16 protein-coding genes are annotated in these 19,282 nt (G+C 64.2%); 9 read left to right on the top strand and 7 right to left on the bottom strand.

Annotated features, from left to right (window positions below):
* Window positions 1-73: 73 nt before the first annotated feature.
* On the top strand, window positions 74-1,009 hold the full coding sequence (locus AAEQ75_RS15330) for a hydroxymethylglutaryl-CoA lyase (RefSeq protein ID WP_343349590.1): 936 nt from the start codon (window positions 74-76) through the stop codon (window positions 1,007-1,009).
* A 234-nt stretch (window positions 1,010-1,243) separates the two neighbouring features.
* Here the strand turns inward: AAEQ75_RS15330 and AAEQ75_RS15325 are convergent, their stop codons facing one another.
* The 6 genes from AAEQ75_RS15325 to AAEQ75_RS15300 form a co-directional block, all read right to left on the bottom strand.
* Window positions 1,244-2,239 (bottom strand): TRAP transporter substrate-binding protein, encoded by a 996-nt coding sequence (locus tag AAEQ75_RS15325; protein WP_343349588.1) that lies wholly within the window; start codon window positions 2,237-2,239, stop codon window positions 1,244-1,246.
* A gap of 130 nt (window positions 2,240-2,369) precedes the next feature.
* Window positions 2,370-3,191, bottom strand: coding sequence for an HpcH/HpaI aldolase/citrate lyase family protein (locus tag AAEQ75_RS15320; protein ID WP_343349586.1), 822 nt, complete (start codon window positions 3,189-3,191; stop codon window positions 2,370-2,372).
* On the bottom strand, window positions 3,188-4,390 hold the full coding sequence (locus tag AAEQ75_RS15315) for a CaiB/BaiF CoA transferase family protein (RefSeq protein WP_343349584.1): 1,203 nt from the start codon (window positions 4,388-4,390) through the stop codon (window positions 3,188-3,190). Before AAEQ75_RS15315 ends, AAEQ75_RS15320 begins: the two co-directional genes overlap by 4 nt.
* Window positions 4,391-4,404: 14 nt before the next feature.
* Window positions 4,405-5,757, bottom strand: a complete 1,353-nt coding sequence (locus AAEQ75_RS15310; protein WP_343349582.1) for an MmgE/PrpD family protein — start codon at window positions 5,755-5,757, stop codon at window positions 4,405-4,407.
* Window positions 5,758-5,767: 10 nt separating this feature from the next.
* Window positions 5,768-6,931, bottom strand: a complete 1,164-nt coding sequence (locus AAEQ75_RS15305; protein WP_074918923.1) for an acyl-CoA dehydrogenase family protein — start codon at window positions 6,929-6,931, stop codon at window positions 5,768-5,770.
* Between the two features lie 68 nt (window positions 6,932-6,999).
* The gene (locus tag AAEQ75_RS15300; protein ID WP_343349581.1) at window positions 7,000-7,827 is read right to left on the bottom strand and encodes an FAS1-like dehydratase domain-containing protein; all 828 of its coding nucleotides are present in this window, start codon (window positions 7,825-7,827) and stop codon (window positions 7,000-7,002) included.
* Between the two features lie 200 nt (window positions 7,828-8,027).
* On the opposite strand from AAEQ75_RS15300, the gene AAEQ75_RS15295 reads away from it, so the two are divergent.
* Both AAEQ75_RS15295 and AAEQ75_RS15290 read left to right on the top strand, forming a co-directional pair.
* Window positions 8,028-8,915 carry a LysR substrate-binding domain-containing protein gene (locus tag AAEQ75_RS15295; protein ID WP_343349579.1) on the top strand — a complete coding sequence of 296 codons (888 nt, stop codon included), beginning with the start codon at window positions 8,028-8,030 and terminating at the stop codon, window positions 8,913-8,915.
* A gap of 228 nt (window positions 8,916-9,143) precedes the next feature.
* On the top strand, window positions 9,144-9,698 hold the full coding sequence (locus AAEQ75_RS15290) for a nucleoside deaminase (RefSeq protein WP_343349578.1): 555 nt from the start codon (window positions 9,144-9,146) through the stop codon (window positions 9,696-9,698).
* A gap of 86 nt (window positions 9,699-9,784) precedes the next feature.
* Here AAEQ75_RS15290 and AAEQ75_RS15285 read toward each other — a convergent pair whose 3' ends face one another.
* Window positions 9,785-11,338, bottom strand: a complete 1,554-nt coding sequence (locus tag AAEQ75_RS15285) for a sigma-54-dependent phenylalanine hydroxylase transcriptional regulator PhhR (protein ID WP_017362120.1) — start codon at window positions 11,336-11,338, stop codon at window positions 9,785-9,787.
* Window positions 11,339-11,594: 256 nt separating this feature from the next.
* Between AAEQ75_RS15285 and phhA the strand changes: the two genes are divergently transcribed.
* The 6 genes from phhA to ggpS all read left to right on the top strand — a co-directional run bounded on the left by phhA (window position 11,595) and on the right by ggpS (window position 19,273).
* Entirely contained in the window at window positions 11,595-12,380 is a 786-nt protein-coding gene (phhA, locus tag AAEQ75_RS15280) for a phenylalanine 4-monooxygenase (RefSeq protein ID WP_343349576.1), read from the top strand.
* A 93-nt stretch (window positions 12,381-12,473) separates the two neighbouring features.
* The gene (locus AAEQ75_RS15275) at window positions 12,474-12,830 is read left to right on the top strand and encodes a 4a-hydroxytetrahydrobiopterin dehydratase (protein ID WP_343349575.1); all 357 of its coding nucleotides are present in this window, start codon (window positions 12,474-12,476) and stop codon (window positions 12,828-12,830) included.
* A complete protein-coding gene (locus AAEQ75_RS15270; protein WP_343349574.1) occupies window positions 12,827-14,026 on the top strand; it encodes an amino acid aminotransferase in 1,200 nt (399 codons plus the stop codon). The genes AAEQ75_RS15275 and AAEQ75_RS15270 overlap by 4 nt, the downstream gene beginning before the upstream one ends.
* Before the next feature lie 85 nt (window positions 14,027-14,111).
* The gene (locus AAEQ75_RS15265) at window positions 14,112-15,455 is read left to right on the top strand and encodes a DUF2254 domain-containing protein (RefSeq protein ID WP_343349573.1); all 1,344 of its coding nucleotides are present in this window, start codon (window positions 14,112-14,114) and stop codon (window positions 15,453-15,455) included.
* Between the two features lie 145 nt (window positions 15,456-15,600).
* Entirely contained in the window at window positions 15,601-16,854 is a 1,254-nt protein-coding gene (locus AAEQ75_RS15260; protein WP_343349570.1) for an MFS transporter, read from the top strand.
* A gap of 160 nt (window positions 16,855-17,014) precedes the next feature.
* Complete coding sequence (gene ggpS / locus AAEQ75_RS15255) at window positions 17,015-19,273, top strand: glucosylglycerol-phosphate synthase (protein ID WP_343349569.1); 2,259 nt, start codon at window positions 17,015-17,017, stop codon at window positions 19,271-19,273.
* The last annotated feature ends 9 nt before the right edge of the window (window positions 19,274-19,282 follow it).

The following is a 19,282-nucleotide window of genomic DNA, read 5'->3' as shown; positions in this document are numbered from 1 at the left end:
CCACCAAGACAGCAACGCAGCTCAAGCCGGTGCGCACAGCGCACCCTACGCCGCGAACAACCAGGATCATGCCATGAGCAAACGCCTATACATCCAGGACGTCGCCACCCGTGACGGCTTCCAGATCGAAGCTTCCTTCATCCCCACCGAAGACAAGATCGCCCTGATCGACCGCCTGTCCCATACCGGCCTGGCGAAGATCGAGGTCACCTCTTTCACCTCCCCCAAGGCCATCCCCAACCTGCGCGATGCCGAAGAAGTGATGCGCGGCATCCGGCGCGTGGCTGGCGTGGAGTACACCGTGCTGGTGCCCAACGTGAAGGGTTGCGAGCGCGCGCTGTCCTGCGAAGTGGACGAGATCAATCTGGTGATGTCGGCCAGCGATACCCACGGTCTGGCCAACCTGCGCATGACGCCGGAGCAGTCGCTGGCGCAGTTCGCCGAGATCATCGAGGTCAGCCGTGGCAGCGGCGTATTCATCAACGCGTCGCTGTCGACCACCTTCGGTTGCCCGTTCGAGGGCGAAGTGCCCGAGGCCCGCGTCTATGAGCTGATCGAGCGCCTGCTGGAGATCGGCGTGCAGGGCGTGACCCTCTGCGACACCACCGGTATGGCCGACCCGGCCCAGGTCGAGCGCATCTGTCGTGAATCGCTGCAGCGCTGGCCCGAGGCGGTGTTCACCGCACACTTCCACAACACCCGTGGCATGGGCCTGGCCAATGCCCTGGCGGCATTGAACGCGGGCATCGACCGTTTCGACGCCTCACTTGGCGGTCTTGGCGGCTGCCCTTATGCACCGGGCGCCAGCGGCAACATCTGCAGCGAGGACCTGGTGCACATGTTCCAGCGCATGGGCCTGGACACCGGCGTCGACCTCGATGCCCTGCTCGCAGCCGCCGCCAGCCTGCCCGGCCTGATCGGCCACGAGGTGCCGGGCGCCATCCTCAAGGCCGGCAAGTCGGACCGCCGCTATCCCAAGCCGAAGTGGATGCAGGAAGCCGGGCTCTGAGGCCTGGCGGCGAAAATGCCAGTCAGTTAGCCCTTGTGGGAGCGACTGGGCGGTATTCCGCTTGTAATTGTGGGAGCGGACTTGTCCGCGAACAGCGTTGACAGCAAAATATCGCGGCCAAGGCCGCTCCCACAAAAAGGCCGAGTCCGCCCGCCGCAGCCGACTCAGGCATGGCCAAGGAAAACGCCGCGATCCGGCAAGGGAATCGCGGCGTTTTCATTTCAAGGTGAACACTCAACCCTGGTTGGACCTCTCCGCCGCCTGGATCAGCTCGGCACCGATCTCCTTCTCGAACTTCTGCCATACCGGGCGCATCGCCTCACGCCACTCGGCGCGCTGCGGCGGGGTCAGCTCGATGATCTCGGTGGTGCCAGCCTTGGCGATATCCTCTTTGGCCGTGCGGTTGAGTTCGTCAGCCTGTTTGTTCACCTCGACGGAAACCTCGGCCATGATGGTTTCCAGCTCGCTGCGCACGTCATCCGGCAGACCCTTCCAGAATTTGGTGTTGGTGATCACCATGTAGTCGATCAGGCCATGGTCGGACTCGGTCATGTACTTCTGCACCTCGTGCACCTTCTGGCTGAAGTAGTTCGACCAGGTGTTCTCGGTGCCGTTGACCACGCCGGTCTGCGGGCCCTGGTAGACCTCGGCAAAACTCATCTTGCGCGGGTTGGCGCGCACCGCCTTGAACTGCTCCTCCAGCACCGCCGACGCCTGCACGCGGAACTTCAGCCCCCGGGCATCGGCCGGATCGCGCAGCGGCTTGTTGGCTGACATCACCTTCAGCCCGTTGTGCCAGTAGGCCAGGCCGGTGATGTTCTTGTCCTCCATGGAGGTCAGCAATCCACGCCCCTCGGGGCTGGCCTGGAAGCGGTCGACCGCCTCCATGTTGTCGAACAGAAATGGCAGGTCGAAGATCTGCACCGGTTTGGCGTACTGCTCGAACTTGGCCAGCGAGGGCGCCAGCATCTGCACGTCGCCGAGCAGCAGCGCCTCCATCTCCTTGCCATCGCCGAACAGCGACGAGTTGGGGTAGACCTCTACCTTCACCCGGCCTGGCAGGCGCTCTTCGGCCAGTTGCTTGAACAGCAACGCGCCTTGTCCCTTGGGCGTGTTGTCCGCCACCACATGGGCGAACTTGATCAGGATGGGCGCATCCGCAGCCTGGGCCAGGCCGGCACAAGAGAGGATGGCAGCGCAGGCGAGCGCCTTGGCGGTGAATTTGAACATGACGTTACCTCATTGTTTTTGTAGGTTGGTACGTGGTTACAAGGTGGCTGACTGCCTCGGCAGCCAGCCGTTTTTTGTAGGAGCCGGCTTGCCGGCGATCTGCTGAGAAGCATCGCCCGCAAGCGGGCTCCTACGGTTCTCCTGCGCGTTGCAGCAAACGACGAGCGCGACCGAGTACGGGGGCGTCGACCATCTGGCCGTCGACCACGAAGACCCCTTCGCCGCTGCTGGCCGCGGCCATCACCCGGCGCGCCCAGGCCAATTCCTGGTCGGTCGGGCGCAAGGCGTCGTGGACGATCGCCACCTGAGTCGGGTGGATGCAGAGCAAACCGTCGAAGCCCATGTCGCGGGCATCGCGCGTCGTGCGGGCCAGGCCGTCGCGGTCTTCAATGGCGGGGAACACACTGTCCAGTGGCGCCGCCAGGCCTGCCGTGCGCGAATGCAGCAGCAAGGCATAACGGGCCTGGTCGAGGATGCGTTCGGCCGCGGCGCTGCCGCTGCTCAGGCCCAGGTCCAGCCCCAGGTCGAGGGCGCCGAAGGACAGGCGCTCGACGCCTTCGCTGCGGGCGATCTCCGCCAGCGCCAGCAGCCCCGCTGCACTCTCGATGATCGGCCACACCGGCTTGCCGCAGGCCGCCACACGCGCCACCTGCGCAGCACTTTCCACCTTGGGCAGCAGCACGCCGATGACACCGGCATGACGGCCACAGAGTTCGATATCGGCGCCGTGCCCGGCATGTTCCGGGGCGTTGATGCGCACCAGCAGGCGGGCGTCTGGATTGGCCGTGAGAAAGGCATCGAGATGAGCCCGCGCCTCGACCTTGAGGCTCTCCTGCACGGCGTCTTCCAGGTCGACGATGACCGCGTCGGCACCGACGGCGAGCGCCTTGGGGATGCGCTCCGGGCGGCTCGCCGGCACGAACAGGGCGCTGCGGATCACGGAATCGCTCATACGGCCCCCTGCTGATGCAGGCGCTGGATATCGCCAGCGGCATAACCCAGCTCGGCGAGCAGCGTATCGGTGTGCTGGCCCAACGCTGGAATGGCGTCCATGCGCGGTTCGAAGGCGTTGTTGCGCCCTGGCGGTAGCAGTGCCGGCAGGCTGCCGCTGGGGCTGTCGACCTGGCGCCAACGCTGGCGCGCTTCGAGTTGCGGGTGAGCCCAGACGCCGGCCATGTCGTTGACCTGGGCATTGGCGATCTGCGCCAGCTCCAGGCGCTCGATCACTTGCGCGGTGCTCATGTGCGAGAAGGCCTCGACGATCAGCGCGCGCAGCTCACTGCGGTTGGCCGAGCGCTTGAAGTTGGCCGAGAAGCGCTCGTCGCCAGCCAGCTCCGGCTGCTCCAGCACCTTCTCGCAAAACGCCTGCCATTCACGCTCGTTCTGCAGACCGAGCATCACCGTGCCGCCATCGCCGGCCGGGAATGGGCCATAGGGATAGATGGTCGAGTGCGCGGCCCCGGCACGCGGCGGTGGCGTAGCGCCGCCGTAGGCGTAGTACAGCGGGTAGCCCATCCACTCCACCAGGCTTTCCAGCATCGACACATCAACGCGGCTGCCGACACCGGTCTTGCCACGCAGCATCAGTGCCGACAGCACGCCGGTGTAGGCGTACATGCCGGCGGCGATATCGGCGATGGAGCAGCCGGCCTTGGCCATCTCCTCCTCGCCCGCGCCGCCGGTGACGGAGAGAAAGCCGCCCTCGCTCTGGATCAGCAGGTCGTAGGCCTTCTTCTGCTCGTACGGGCCGCCCTCGCCATAGCCGGAGATGTCGCAGACGATCAGTTGCGGGAAGCGTTCGTGCAGCGCTTCGAACGACAAGCCCATGCGCGCGGCGGCACCCGGTGCCAGGTTCTGCACCAGCACGTCGGCCTTGGCCAGCAAGCTGCCGAGCACCTGCATCGCATCGTCCTGCTTGAGGTCGAGGGTGAGGCTTTCCTTGGAGCGGTTGGTCCAGACGAAATGCGAGGCCAGGCCGTCGACGCGCTCGTCATAGCCACGGGCGAAATCACCACTGCCGGGACGTTCGACCTTGATCACCCGCGCGCCGAGGTCGGCGAGCTGACGGGTACAGAACGGCGCAGCAATAGCGTGCTCCAGGCTGACCACGGTGATGCCATCCAGTGGCCGGGGTTGTTGTGCGTTGTTCATGTCCATGTCCTCGGTCAGGCCAGCTGGCTCAGGTCGTCGGTCTCGCGCAGGCGCCAGACCCGCTCGATCAGCACGCCCGCCTCATCGCTGCTGCGCTTGCCGGCAAAGGCCAGCAGGCGGCGGAACTTGTCTTCCAGCTCGACGCGGCTGAGGGTGTTACCGGGGTCGCCCTTGGGCTCGTCGATGGCACCACGCAGGGTGCGGCCATCGGTGGTGATCACCTCGACGCGGCCCAGCCAGCGCTGCGGATAGGCCACATCGACTTCAGGGTCCAGGCGCATCTGCACCTTGTCGCGGAAGGCGGCCACGGCCGGGTCTTGCAGGGCCAGGTTGGCGAACTCGGTCAGCTGCGCACTGCCATGCACGGCGATCAGGCCAAGCACGGTGCCCATGGAAAACTTGGCCTGGTGCACGGTCTGCGGCACCTTCACCCGGCCGAGCACATCGATGGCGCCTTGATGCACACGGGCGATGACGCGCTCAATCTGCTCGTGGCGCAGGCCTTCGCGCTGCATCAGACCGAGCAGTGCATCCGCCGCCGGATGGGTGTGCCGGCAGGAGGCGTGAAACTTGAACGAGGTTTCCACCAGCGCCCAGCGCCGACCGAGACGGTCCGAGAGCTTGCTTGGATTGGCGTCACTGGACATGCCCGCAGCGATGCCCTGCTCGCCTTCGAGAATGTTCTGCGCACCGGTCAGGCCCTGCTCGGTAAAGTAGGCGGCCAGCAGGCCATCAGCCGCGGCCTTGGCGGTATGCAGTTGTTTGGAGTCGGCGGCGTCGCGCAGGAATTCCCACAAGCCAGCGGCCTGGGTGCCGGCATTGCCGAGCAAATGGACGAACTGCTGCTGATCGAAGTCCAGCAGCTTGCCCACCGCCACCGCAGCGGCCAGGGTGCCGACCGTCGCCGTGGTGTGGAAGATGCGGTAGTGCGAGCGACCGAGGAACTCGCCGATGCGAATGCCCGCCTCGTAGCCGGCGACCGAAGCCAGCAGCAACTCGCGGCCCGATTTTCCGAGATCCTGCGCCGCTGCCAGGGCCGCCGGAAACACCACGGTGGCCGGGTGCAGCACCGAGCTGTTGTGCAGGTCGTCCTGCTCTACCAGGTGCGACGATGCGCCGTTGACCAGTGCGGCGAAGTACGCCGAGGTGCCACGACCATTGACCAGGATGCGCGCCGGGCCATCGGCCGGCCCCATCTTCTGCGCATAGGCCTCGAACAGCGGGATCGGTCGTGCGCCTTCGCTGGCCAGGGCCGAGCCGAGCCAGTCGAGGAACAGGTCTTCGCTGCGGTCTAGTACGTGCTCGGGAATCTGCTCGTAGGAAAGTTCGGCGAGGAACGCAGCCAGCTGTTGAGTATGTTTGCTCATGGTCACGGCCTCAGAAGGAACGGGGCAGTTCGAGCAAGTGCTCGGCCACGTAGCTCAGGATCAGGTTGGTGGAGATCGGCGCCACCTGGTACAGGCGGGTTTCGCGGAACTTGCGCTCGACGTCGTATTCGTTGGCGAAGCCGAAGCCGCCATGGGTCTGCAGGCAGGCGTTGGCGGCCTCCCAGCTGGCCTTGGCCGCCAGGTATTTGGCCATGTTCGCCGCCGCACCAGCGTTGCGCCCGGCGTCGTATTCTTCGCAGGCGCGCCAGCGCATCAGGTCGGCGGCCTCGATCTCGATATGCGCCTCGGCGATAGGGAACTGAACGCCCTGGTTCTGGCCGATGGGCCGGCCGAACACCACGCGATCACGGGCGTATTGCGCGGACTTCTCGATAAACCAGCGACCGTCACCGATGCACTCGGCAGCGATCAGCGTGCGCTCGGCATTGAGGCCGTCGAGGATGTAGCGGAAGCCCTTGCCCTCTTCACCGATCAGGCTGCTGGCGGGGATTTCCAGGTTGTCGAAGAACAGCTCGTTGGTCTCGTGGTTGACCATGTTGGCGATCGGCTGCACGGTCAGGCCGTTGCCGATGGCCTCGCGCAGATCGACCAGAAAGATCGACATGCCCTCGGACTTGCGCTGCACCTCGGCCAGCGGCGTGGTACGCGCCAGCAGGATCATCAGGTCGGAATGCTGCACGCGGGAGATCCACACCTTCTGTCCGTTGATGACGTACTTGTCGCCCTTCTTGACCGCAGTGGTCTTGATCTTGGTGGTGTCGGTGCCGGTGGTGGGCTCGGTGACGCCCATGGACTGCAGGCGCAGCTCGCCGCTGGCCAGCTTGGGCAGGTAATAGCGCTTCTGTTCCTCGCTGCCGTTACGCAGCAGGGTGAACATGTTGTACATCTGCCCGTGGATGGTGCCGGAGTTACCACCGCAGTGGTTGACCTCCTCGAGGATCACCGAGGCCTCGGCCAGCCCCAGACCCGAGCCGCCGTATTCTTCCGGGATCATCGCCGACAGCCAGCCGGCTTCGGTCATGGCCGTGACGAAGGCCTCAGGAAAGCCCTTCTCTTCATCGATCTTGCGCCAGTATTCGGCCGGGAATTCCGCACAGAGCGCGCGCACGCCTTCACGGATGGCGTTGAGTTCTTCGTTGTTGTAAGCGTTCATCGGTGTTCCTCGGAAATCGCGTCGTGGCACCCGCCGGGCTCCCACGAGTCAGTGTTTGCAATCAGAAATCAGTCGAACTGCACGTCGGCGCGCTGCGCCAGGCCGGCCTCGTTGCCCGCCCACAGCTCGGCCTGGCCCTCGCCACTGATGCGCCCGCCCACCTCGAACGGCTGCGGCGCGATCAGCGGGCGCAGGCCGCGGTAGGCGAAGCGGCGCAGACGCGCCTGCGGATTGGCGCGGCAGAAGGCGCGCAGGTTCAGGGTGGCGGTCAGCGGGCCGTGCACCACCAGGCCGCTATAGCCTTCGGTTTCAGTGACGTAGGGCCAGTCGTAATGGATGCGGTGGCCGTTGAAGGTCACGGCGCTGTAGCGAAACAGCAGGGTGCTGGACGGCGTGACCGCCTCGCGCCAGTCGCCGGCAACCAGCGGTTCGCCACTGCTGGCCTTGGGCGGGCTGGGCTCGCGGTAGACGATGTCCTGCTCTTCGCGGATGGCCAGCTGGCCGTCTTGCAGGTAATCGTGCTGCACCGTGACGAACAGCAGCGCGCCGGTGCGGCCGTGCTTTTCCTCGATGTGTTTGATGGTCGAGACCCGACTGGCTTCGCCGCCCACGCGCAGTGGCTGGATGAACTCGACACGACCGCCGGCCCACATGCGGTTGCGGTTGTCAGCCGGCGGCAGAAAACCTCCGCGCGCCGGATGACCGTCCTCGCCCAGACCGTTCTCGGCGACCGGCTCCTGGAAGAATGCCCAGTGCCACAGTAGCGGCAGCGCCTCGCCATGGGCCGGCGTGGCTTCACCGAAGGTGGCGGCTATGCGCTTGACCAGATTGCGGCTGAGTTGGTCGTGGACTTCTTCGCTACGACCGATCCAGGCGGAAAAAGCAGAATCACTCATGAGGCAGGTTCCAGCTCGGTTCTTGTGTGAGCTGGAGCATGCGACGCCGCATGCGTTCAGAGAATCCGCATTTATTTAAACCGGCGTTCGGATATGCTTAACGCCAATCCTGTAGGAGCCCGCTTGCGGGCGATGCTTTACAGATCGCCAGTGATCGCCCGCAAGCGGGCTCCTACGAATGACCTCAGGAAATGGCCACCATGCATTTCGATCTGCCCGACCTGCGCCTGTTCATCCACATCGCCGAGTCGCCAAGCCTGACCCAGGGCGCGCGCAAGGCGTTTCTCTCGCCGGCCGCCGCCAGCGCGCGGATCAAGTCACTGGAAAGCCAGCTCGGCAGCCGCCTGCTGTATCGCGACAGCCGTGGCGTCGAGCTGACCCCGGCCGGCCAGCGCTTGTTGCAGCACGCACGGCTGATCATGCGTCAGGTGGACTACCTGAAAAGCGAATTCACCGAATACGGCACCGACGCCGCCGGGCACATCCGCATCTTCGCCAACGCCACGGCAGTGACCGAATTTCTCCCCGAGGTGCTGGCCGGTTTTCTCGCCGAACGTCCCGGCGTTACCGTCGACCTGCAAGAGCGTCTGAGCCGCGATATCGTCCGTGGCGTACTCGATGGCGCGGCGGATCTCGGCATCATCGCCGGCCCGGTGCAGGCGCCAGGTTTGCAGGTGCTGCACTTCAGCACCGACCGCCTGGTGCTGGCCGTACCGCTGGGCCATGCCCTGGCACAGCGGCAGTCGGTGAGTTTCGCCGACACCCTCGCCTACCAGCACATCGGCCTGCACGAAGGCAGCACCCTGCTGAGTTTCTTGCGTGAACAGGTGGAGAAACTCGTCGGCAACCTGGCCCTGCGTATCCAGGTATCGAGCTTCGAGGCGATCTGCCGGATGATCGAAGGTGGCGTCGGCATCGGCATCATCCCCGAGTCGGCCGCACGCCGGCACAGCCGCACCATGCAGCTGGCCATCCTGCAGCTGGACGAAGCCTGGGCGGTGCGCGAGCGCAGCATGCTGGTACGTGAGCTGGATGCGCTGCCGGGCAGCGTACGCGCGCTGATCGACCGGCTGAACCAGGGCGTCTAGCGCCGGGCGAAATTCCGGGCAAAAAAAGGGCGACCAAATTGGTCGCCCGCCCATTCAAGGCACTCCTCGAAAGGAATGCGGAAACGCTTGCACCCAAATCACGCAGGATGATCGGGACGGACTCAGTGTCGCCGCCGGTGCCTGCCCTGCCTATTGCACCAAGGTCGTAGGGCACGTGACCAATGGCGGGCCATACTCCGGCAACATTTCGCCGGCCATGGAGACGCCATGAACACCGAGCACCTCGCCCTGTTGCAGCAGGCACCAGCCAGCACCCACGACGATGACACCTGGGCCAGGCTGTGCTGCGAACAAGCCCTGCTGGCAGTAGAAGAAGGCTGCTATGGGGTCGGCGCACTGCTGGTGGATGGCGCAGGTGAATTGCTGTGCAGCGCTCGCAACCAGGTGTTCACCTCGACTTACAGCAGCGCCGCCCACGCCGAGATGCAGGTGCTCGACCAGCTCGAAAGCGAGCATGCGCAAGTCGACCGCCGAGGCCTGACCCTCTACGTCAGCCTCGAACCCTGCCTGATGTGCTACGGCCGTATCCTGCTAGCTGGCATCACCCGCATGCGCTATCTGGCACGCGACCGCGACGGCGGCTTCGCCCTGCATCACGGCCGCCTGCCTCCGGCATGGGCCAATCTCGCTTCCGGTTTGTGCGTGGTGCAGGCCAAGGTCGATCCCTACTGGCTCGACCTGGCCGAGCAACTGATCGAGCGCCTGCAAGACCGACGAGCTATGCGCGAGCGCGTGCTCGCGGCCTGGCGCGGCGGTCATTGAAAACCGTAGGGTGCGCCGTGCGCACCAAAAACCGCAGACATCAGCCAGGGCTAGCGGAGCGTTGGTGCGCGCGGCGCACCCTGCGTCTACTCCTTGCCCAACCCGTGCTGCCGTAGCTTGTTGGCGATGGTGGTATGGGAAACACCGAGGCGCTTGCCCAACTGACGGCTGCTCGGGTGGTCACGGAACAGCCGCTCCAGCACCGCCTTCTCGAAGCGACCAAGAATATCGTCGAGGCTGCCTTCCACCGAAAACTCGCCCAACGGCTGCGGCGCACCGTAGTCCGGCAGGCGGATATGCTCGGCCTTCACCGTGCCGCCATCGCACAACGAAACCGCCTGGAACAGCACGTTCTCCAACTGCCGCACGTTGCCCGGCCAGTGGTAATGGGCCATGCGCTCGAAGGCCTGCGGCGCCAGCTTCGGCAACGCACAACCGATCTGCCGGCTGGCGGAATCGAGAAAGTGCTCGACCAGCGGCGCCAGACCGTCGAGGCATTCACGCAGCGGTGGGATGTGCAGGCTGAGCACATTGAGGCGGTGATACAGATCCTGACGAAACTCGCCATGGGCGCAGAGTTCAGAGAGATCGACCTGCGTGGCGCAGATCACCCGCACGTCCAGGTACACCTCCTCGTCGCTGCCCACACGGCGGAAGCAACCATCCTGCAAAAAGCGCAGCAACTTGGCCTGCAGACGCGGGCTCATCTCGCCGACGCCGTCGAGAAACAGCGTGCCGCCAGCAGTCAGCTCTAGCAGACCGAGTTTGCCTTCCGGGCGCGCGCCCTCGAAGGCGCCGGGGCCGTAGCCGAACAGCTCGGTCTCGGCCATGGATTCGGGCAGGCCGGCGCAGTTGAGCGCCATGAACGGCGACTGCCCACGCGGGCTGGCCAGGTGACAAGCGCGCGCCAGCAATTCCTTGCCGGTACCGGTTTCGCCCTCGATCAGCAGCGGTGCATCCAATGGCGCCATGCGCCGCGCTTCCTTGACCACCGCCGCCATCACTTTGGAGCTCTGGAAGATCGAGTCGAAGCCGCGCAGCTCCTGTTTGCGCACGTGGTAGATACGCTCACCGACGCGGTCGGCGCGGTGCAGGGTCAGCACCGCACCGGCCAGCGCCTCGCTGTCGTCGTGTTCGTTCTGCAGCGGGGCGATATCGGCGAGAAACACATCGCCCTTGATCTTCACCCGCAGGCCGTTGATCCGCGTCTTGTTGGCGCGCACCAGTTCGGGCAAGTCGAAATCCTCGGCATAGCGTGACAGCGCCATACCCGGTACCTCGTCCACGCGCACGCCAAGCAGCTGTGCGGCGCTGCGGTTGGCGGCGACGATACTGCCACCCATGTCGATGGACAGCACGGGGAAATCCAGTGCACCAAGCAGCGCATTGAGCTCCAGGTGACGCCGTTCGCTGGGCATCAGCCCCACGCGTTTGACGCCGAATACGCCGGCAATGGCCTCGAACTTCGGCCTCAACGACTGGAACTGCAGATTGATCAGATTCGGACAGTGCAGGTAGATGGCGTTGCCCTGCTCGCCCCCGACTTCACCACGGGCGACGTTGATGCCGTAGTCGACCAGCAGGTTGAGGATGTCACGCAGGATGCCGACTCGGTTCTGGCAGTGGACTTTGATACGCATGGCTCAGGCTCTTGTTGTTATGGCCGCCGCCGGGTCGCAGAGATCGACGATGGCAGCATAATTTCCGTCAAGAATATGTGACACCAAAACCAACCAGCAAGCTGGATATTCGCCATTCCGGCAAAATCGTAATCAAAATTTTACAGTTTCTGGACCCTGCGTAAGGCACCGCCTCTCACTCGCCTGCTTTCAACCCGAGCAATCAGCGGCATGCTCGGGTCAAGACAAGAACAACAGCCCCCAGAAGGAGGCAGCGATGAAGAGTACGCAGTACCTGGCCCGGGAACCGGACGGGAGTGGCTTTATCCATTACCCGGAAAGCGAGCATCAGGTGTGGAATACCCTGATCACCCGCCAGCTGGAGGTGATCGAGAATCGCGCCTGCCAGGAATACCTGGACGGTATCGAGCAACTCGGCCTGCCCATGGAGCGCATTCCGCAGCTCGGCGAGATCAACCGTGTGCTCGAAGCCAGCACCGGCTGGCGAGTGGCGCGGGTACCGGCGCTGATCCCGTTCCAGACCTTCTTCGAGCTGCTGGCCAGCAAGCAGTTTCCCGTCGCCACCTTTATCCGCACGCCCGAAGAGCTGGACTACCTTAAGGAACCGGACATCTTCCATGAGATATTCGGCCACTGCCCAATGCTCACCAACCCCTGGTTCGCCGAATTCACCCACACCTACGGCAAGCTCGGCCTTCAGGCCACGAAAGAGCAGCGCGTCTATCTGGCGCGGCTGTACTGGCTGACCATCGAATTCGGCCTGCTCGACACCCCACAGGGCCGGCGCATCTACGGTGGCGGCATCCTCTCCTCGCCGAAGGAAACCCTCTACGCCCTGTCCGACGCTCCCGAGCACCAGGCGTTCGATGCGCTGGAAGCGATGCGCACGCCGTATCGCATCGATATCCTGCAGCCGGTGTACTTCGTCCTGCCTGAGCTCAAGCGCCTGTTCGAGTTGGCTCAGGAAGACATCATGGCGCTGGTGCATCAGGCCATGGCGCTCGGCCTGCACGCGCCGAAATTTCCACCGAAAGCCGCGTAGCCTTTTTAGCTCCCTCGCCCATTCATTGGCGAGGGAGCTGTTCGATACCTCTTACCTTCTATGCTCTGACCTCTAATCCTCAAGGAGCCTGAAATGACCAGCCTTGCCCAAGCCCAATGCGAAGCCTGCCGCGCCGATGCGCCGAAAGTGACCGATGAAGAACTGGCCGAGCTGATCCGCGAGATCCCCGACTGGAACATCGAGGTGCGTGGCGATCATATGGAGCTGGAGCGCGCGTACCTGTTCAAGAACTTCCGCCATGCCCTGGCCTTCACCAATGCCGTCGGCGCCATCGCCGAGGAAGTGGGGCACCATCCGGCGCTGCTCACCGAATGGGGCAAGGTCACCGTCACCTGGTGGAGCCACGAAATGCGCGGCCTGCACCGCAACGACTTCATCATGGCCGCACGCACCGACGTGTTAGCCGCCAGCGCCGAGGGCCGCAAGTGAGCCATTTCTCCCAGGTCGCCCGCGTGCCGGGCGACCCTATTCTCAGCCTGATGGAAGCCTATCGCCTTGACAGCAACCCGGCGCGCCTGGACCTGGGCGTCGGCGTCTACAAGGACGCCCAAGGCCTGACGCCGATCCCGCGCGCAGTGAAACTGGCCGAGCAACGCCTGATCGACCTTGAACAGACCAAGACCTACATCGGCGGCCATGGCGACGCGGCGTTCGGCACGCTACTCAGCCAACTGGTGCTGGGTGCGGACTCGGCACTGCTCGCCGAGCAGCGCGCCGGCGCAACGCAAACACCAGGTGGCACCGGCGCCCTGCGGCTGGCGGGTGATTTCATTCGTCACTGCCTGCCGGGGCGCGGTATCTGGCTGAGCGATCCAACCTGGCCGATTCATGAAACCCTGTTTGCCGAAGCCGGGCTCAAGGTCGGCCACTACCCCTACGTCGGCGCTGACAACCGCCTCGACGTGGAAGCCATGATCGCCGCCCTCGCTCACCTGCCCAAGGGCGATGTGGTGCTGCTGCATGCCTGCTGCCACAACCCCACCGGTTTCGACCTCACTCCGCGCGACTGGAAACGCGTGCTGGAGGTGGTCAAGGCACGTGAGCTACTGCCGCTGATCGACCTCGCCTACCAGGGCTTCGGTGATGGCCTGGAAGAAGACGCCTGGGCCGTGCGCCTGTTCGCCGCCGAGCTGCCGGAGCTGCTGATCACCAGCTCCTGCTCGAAGAACTTCGGCCTCTATCGCGAACGCACCGGTGCCCTGATCGTCTGCGCCGACAACGCAGAGAAGCTCGTCGACATTCGCAGTCAGCTGGCCTCCATCGCCCGCAACCTGTGGTCGACGCCGCCCGCCCATAGCGCTGCGGTGGTGGCGCAGATACTCGGCGACGACGAGCTGAAAGGCCTCTGGCTGGACGAGCTGGAAGGTATGCGCCTACGCGTGGCCAGCCTGCGCCGCGGCCTGGTCGAAGCACTTGCGCCGCACGGTTTGAACGAGCGTTTCGCGCATATCGCCGAACAGCGCGGCATGTTCTCCTACACCGGCCTGTCGCCGCTGCAGGTGCAACGTCTGCGCGAAGAGTTCAGCGTGTACATGGTCGGCAGCGGCCGCGCCAACGTCGCGGGGCTGGATGCCAGCCGACTGGATCAGCTAGCCGACGCCATCGCTCGGGTCTGCGTGAACTGAGTCAGCAGGCGGCTGGTCTTAGAGACCGCCGCCTGCCAGCTTCACAGCTATAGTGCGGTCATCGCCATTCACGACGGATTCGCCAATGGCCGTACCCAGCAACATCCTTTTTCGCGCCTACCAGCGCATCATCCACAGCCTGGCGTTCTACCCGACGCTGATCGCCATCGGCTTTTTCCTGCTGTGCCTGCTGACCATGGCTGCCGAGTACCAACCATGGATGATGGCGTTCAAGGATCACGTCGATCTCGGCCTGGTAAGCAATGCAGACAATGCCAGGCTGATCCTCGGCACGCTGGTCACGGGCATTCTGTCATTGATGGTGTTCAGTTTCTCGATGGTCATGGTGGTGCTCAACAACGCAGCCGCATCGCTGTCACCACGGGTGATCCCCGGTCTGGTCAGCAATAAGGGGCACCAGAAAACCCTGGGTTTCTACCTCGGTACCATCCTCTACGCGCTGCTGCTGATCACCACAATCGAGCAGGGCAACAATGAGCGGATACCCAGTCTCGGCGTGCTCATAACCCTGGCCCTGGGCATCGTCTGCCTGGGCCTGTTCGTACACTTCATCCGCTCGATATCGCAGTCGATTCAGGTCGAGCACATCCTCGGTAACCTCTACAGCACCAGCCTGGAAAAGCTCGATGCCTGTGGCGGCAGCCCAGCTTCGCGCGACGCCGCGCCCCAGTGGCCAGATGACAGTGAGTGGATCACTGTGCACGCGCAGCGCAACGGCTACTTCAAGGAGCTCAACGTCAAGGAGGTCAACACGCTGCTGCAGCGCCATCAGGTGCGGATGACAGTCCTTGCCCACCGCGGTTTCTTCGTCAGCGAGGGGCATCCGCTGTTTCGCCTGGAGCGTCCGCTGGACGAGGGAGCCTGCCAGCAACTGCTCGATTGCTTCGACTTCTTCATCGAGGAGTACGCCAGCAGCCATTACTTCTTCGGTTGCCGGCAGATGTCGGAGATCGCCGTGAAGGCGCTGAGCCCCGGCATCAACGATCCAGGCACGGCAATCAAGACCGTGGACCTGCTCAGCGTACTGTTGAGCAGACGCCTGGCGCTGTCCGAACGAGATTTCGCCAGCCTGCCCGACGAGCCACCGCGGCTGTGCTACCAGGAGCTTTCGCTGGACCAGCTGCTGCTGCAGCTTTTGGGTCCGATACGCACCTATGGTGCCGCCGATGTCTGTGTACTGGTCAGCCTGCTGCAGGCCTTCAAGAACCTGCTGCATCGCCCCGCCAGCAGCCAGCAACGCGCCGACCTTCTGCGTCACGCACGCAGCGTACGCGACACTGCCGAGCGCCATTTGCGCGAGCGGCGTGATCGCGAGGAAATCAACGATTTCATCACTCGCATCAATCGCGCATTGCAGGGCTCGGATCAGCCGCTGGCGCACCTGCAAATCGCGAACGAGGCACCATGATGGTGCCAAGTTTGCCGCCAAAAAATTGCATGACCGTTCATCAGTAAAAATAATCGTTAAAAATCAAACAGATAAAAACGAAACGCAAAAAACATGGCGTACTTCATGCTTGCTATCAGGGGCACAGTTCCCTAGGGTAGTTTGCATGTGGTCCCTGATTGCCCCCATCAGTTCATTGCTGAGCGGGGTCGCGTTACTCCTGCTTGGCAATGGTTTGCTCAACACCCTCCTGACCCTGCGTGGCGTCGCCGAAGGCTACTCCACCACGATGCTCGGACTGATCATGTCCGGGTACTTCGTCGGGTTCCTCCTCGGTACCTGGCTGGCGACTCCGCTGGTCAAACGTATCGGGCACATTCGCGCGTTCGCCTGTTGTGCCGCCCTGGCCGCCATCGCCGCCCTGCTCCATCTGCTGCTGATAAATCCCTGGGTCTGGCTGGGCCTACGGGTGCTCTACGGCCTGGGGCTGGTGACGCTGTACATGGTCATCGAGAGCTGGCTCAACGCCCAGGCGCCCAACGAGAAGCGCGGCCAGGTGTTCGCCGTGTACATGGCGGTCAACCTTGGCGCCCTGGCGCTGGCCCAGCAATTGCTGCACCTGGCCGACCCGGTGCAGTTCACCCTGTTCGCCATAGCTGCCATCCTCATCAGCGCTGCGCTGATGCCCATTACCCTGACCCGTCAGGCACAGCCAAGCCTGCCGGAAACGCCGCCGACCAACCTGCGCCAACTGTGGAATATCGCGCCACTGGCGATAGTCGCCGCCGGGCTTTCCGGCCTGGCCATGGGCGGTTTCTGGGGCATGGCGCCGGTCTACGCCAGCCTGGCCGGCTTCGATACCTCCGGCGTCGGCCTGCTGATGACCGCCACCATTCTCGGTGGCGCCCTGCTGCAATGGCCCATCGGCATCTACTCGGATCGTCACGACCGGCGTCAGGTGCTGCTCTGGGTGGTGATACTGGCAGTCGCCCTGGCGCTGATCATGAGCCTGCTGCCGGCCGGTCCGCTGCTGCTCGGCGCCATCTTCATCTGGGGCGGGCTGGCCTTCGCCATCTACCCCATCGCTGTGGCGCAACTGATCGACCAGTTGCACAGCGACGAGATTCTTTCAGGCTCCGCCAGCTTGCTGATGGTCAATGGCATCGGCTCGGTGTGCGGCCCGCTGCTGGCTGGCGTGCTGATGGAGCAACTGGGCGCCAGCGCACTGCCACTGTACTTCGCCTGCACCCTCGGCCTGCTGGCCGCCTACACCTTTTACCGGCTGCGCCATGTCAGCGATCTGGTCAGCGGCGACGCCGCGCACTTCACGCCCATGCTGCGTACCAGCCCTACGGTGCTGGAGCTGATGCCCGATGCACCGCCCCATGATTCGACGGAGGAGACGACAACTCAGTCCTGAAGTCATAGAACCTGTTCAAAGGCTCGCGAAGCAGTCTTGGGACAGGTTCTTAAAGGCTGTTTCGGCAAGGCCTTGAGCCTACCCCAAGCAGCCAGAAACCCGGCCCCTCGGCCGCGCGCATTCGCGCCGAGCCGCAGCGGCCACTTCTGGAGAAACAACGATGCTATTAGCTACCGACCTGGATGGAACCTTTCTCGCTGGCGACCCCGAAGATCGCCTGAGCCTCTATCAGACCATCGCCGCCCACCCCGAAATCAAGCTCGCCTACGTCACCGGGCGCAGCCTGGAAGCCGTACTGCCGCTGCTGGCCGACCCAACGTTGCCGCAGCCGGACTACATCATCGCCGACGTCGGCGCGACCCTGGTGCATGGCGACAGCCTGCAACCGATCCAGCAGTTGCAGAGCGTGGTCGATGCCCGCTGGCCCGGCGAAACCCAGGTAGCCAGCGCCATCGAGCCGTCCGGCCTGGAACGCCAGGACGTGCCACAGGCGCGCCGCTGCTCCTATTTCTGCACGCCCGAACAGGCGGCCAACCCGGCACTACGCGAGATCGCCGATGAGCTCGGTTGCGACCTGCTGTACTCCGCCGAGCTGTACCTGGATTTCCTGCCCAAGGGTGTGAACAAGGGCAGCAGCCTGCAGGCCCTGGCCGACTGGCTGGAGCTGAGCCACGATCAGGTGCTGGCCGCTGGCGACACGCTCAATGACCTGTCCATGCTCAGCTCCAGCTTCCATGGCGTGTGCGTTGGTCAGTCGGAAACCGCATTGCTGGAAGCCACCAACCACCATTCACGCACCCTGCACGCCGAGCGTCCGGGCTGCGGCGGCATCCTCGAAGCCTTCGCCCATTTCGGATTCCTCGGCGAGCATGGCATCGCTGCCGAACGCCGCCAGGCCGCGCAACCCGGCAAGGCCGAGCTGGTGATGGTCTATCACCGCTTGCCCTATGAGGAATACCGCAACGCCGCCGGCAAGCTGCAGCGTCGCCGGCCGACCTCGCCCAACGGCATCATCCCCACCCTACTCAGCTTCTTCGGCGACGGCCGCCCCGGTTCCTGGGTCGCCTGGGCTGTGCACGAGGATGGCGACGAACCGTTCGACAGCCACACCACCGTGGACGCCGAGCGCTATCCCAAGCTCACCGCCGCGCGGGTCAAGCTGAGCAAGGAAGAAGTCGATATCTTCTACAAGCGCTTCTCCAAGGAAGCCTTCTGGCCAACTCTGCACACCTTCTGGGAACGCGCCACCTTCAACGAGGACGACTGGCAGGTATTCCTCAAGGTCAACCGCGCCTTCGCCGAACGTACCGCGCTGGAGGCAGCCGAAGGCGCCATCGTCTGGCTGCACGACTACAACCTGTGGATGGTGCCGGCCTACCTGCGCGAGCTGCGCCCGGACCTGCGCATCGCCTTCTTCCACCACACCTACTTCCCCTCAGCCGACGTGTTCAACGTGTTGCCGTGGCGCCGGCAGATCGTCGGCAGCCTGTTGCAGTGCGACTACATCGGCTTCCACATTCCACGCCAGGTGGAGAACTTCGTCGACGTCGCTCGTGGCGTGTTCCCACTGAAAACCCTGGAGCGGCAGAACTGCGCGCCGCGCTTCATCACTTACGGCTGCGCCGTGGGCCTGGAGCGCATGACTACCGAACTGGACACCGGCACCCGTCAGGTCAAGCTCGGCGCACACCCGGTCGGGCTGGACATAGACCGTGTGCGAGGCGCCCTGGAGGCGCCGAAGATCAAGGAACTGATGGGTCAACTGCGTGAGGAAATGAAAGGCGTGAAGCTGATCCTCTCGGTAGAGCGCCTCGACTACACCAAAGGCATTCTGGAAAAGCTCAACGCCTACGAGCGCCTGCTGGCCGATAACCCCGAGCTGATCGGCAAAGTCACCCTGGTCACCGTGTGCGTACCCGCAGCCAAGGAGATGACCGTCTACAACGAGCTGCAAAGTCAGATCGAGCAGGCGGTCGGCCGCATCAACGGCCGCTTCGCACGCATTGGCTGGACACCGCTGCAGTTCTTCTTCCGCAGCCTGCCCTTCGAGGAAATCAGCGCCTGGTACGCCATGGCTGATGTCATGTGGATCACCCCGCTACGTGACGGCCTCAACCTGGTAGCCAAGGAGTTCGTCGCAGCGCAAGGCCTGCTCGGCGGACGTGGCGTGCTGGTGCTGTCGGAGTTCGCCGGTGCCGCCGCCGAGCTCAAGGGCGCGCTACTGACTAACCCGCATGATCCGGCCGACCTGGCGCAGACCTGCTACCTGGCGCTGAACCTGCCGAAAAGCGAGGCCCAGGCGCGACTGCGCGAGCTGTTCGATATCGTCTGCTACAACGACATTCGCCGCTGGGGCGAGGAGTTCCTGGCGGGCGTGCAAGTGCAGCAAGAGCCAGAACCGCTGACCTTGGCCAGTTGAGTTCGGACA

This window comes from Pseudomonas sediminis, from assembly GCF_039555755.1.
Lineage (GTDB): Bacteria > Pseudomonadota > Gammaproteobacteria > Pseudomonadales > Pseudomonadaceae > Aquipseudomonas > Aquipseudomonas mendocina_D.
Note: the sequence above shows the minus strand (reverse complement) of the source record. Positions and strands in the feature narration are given on the sequence as shown.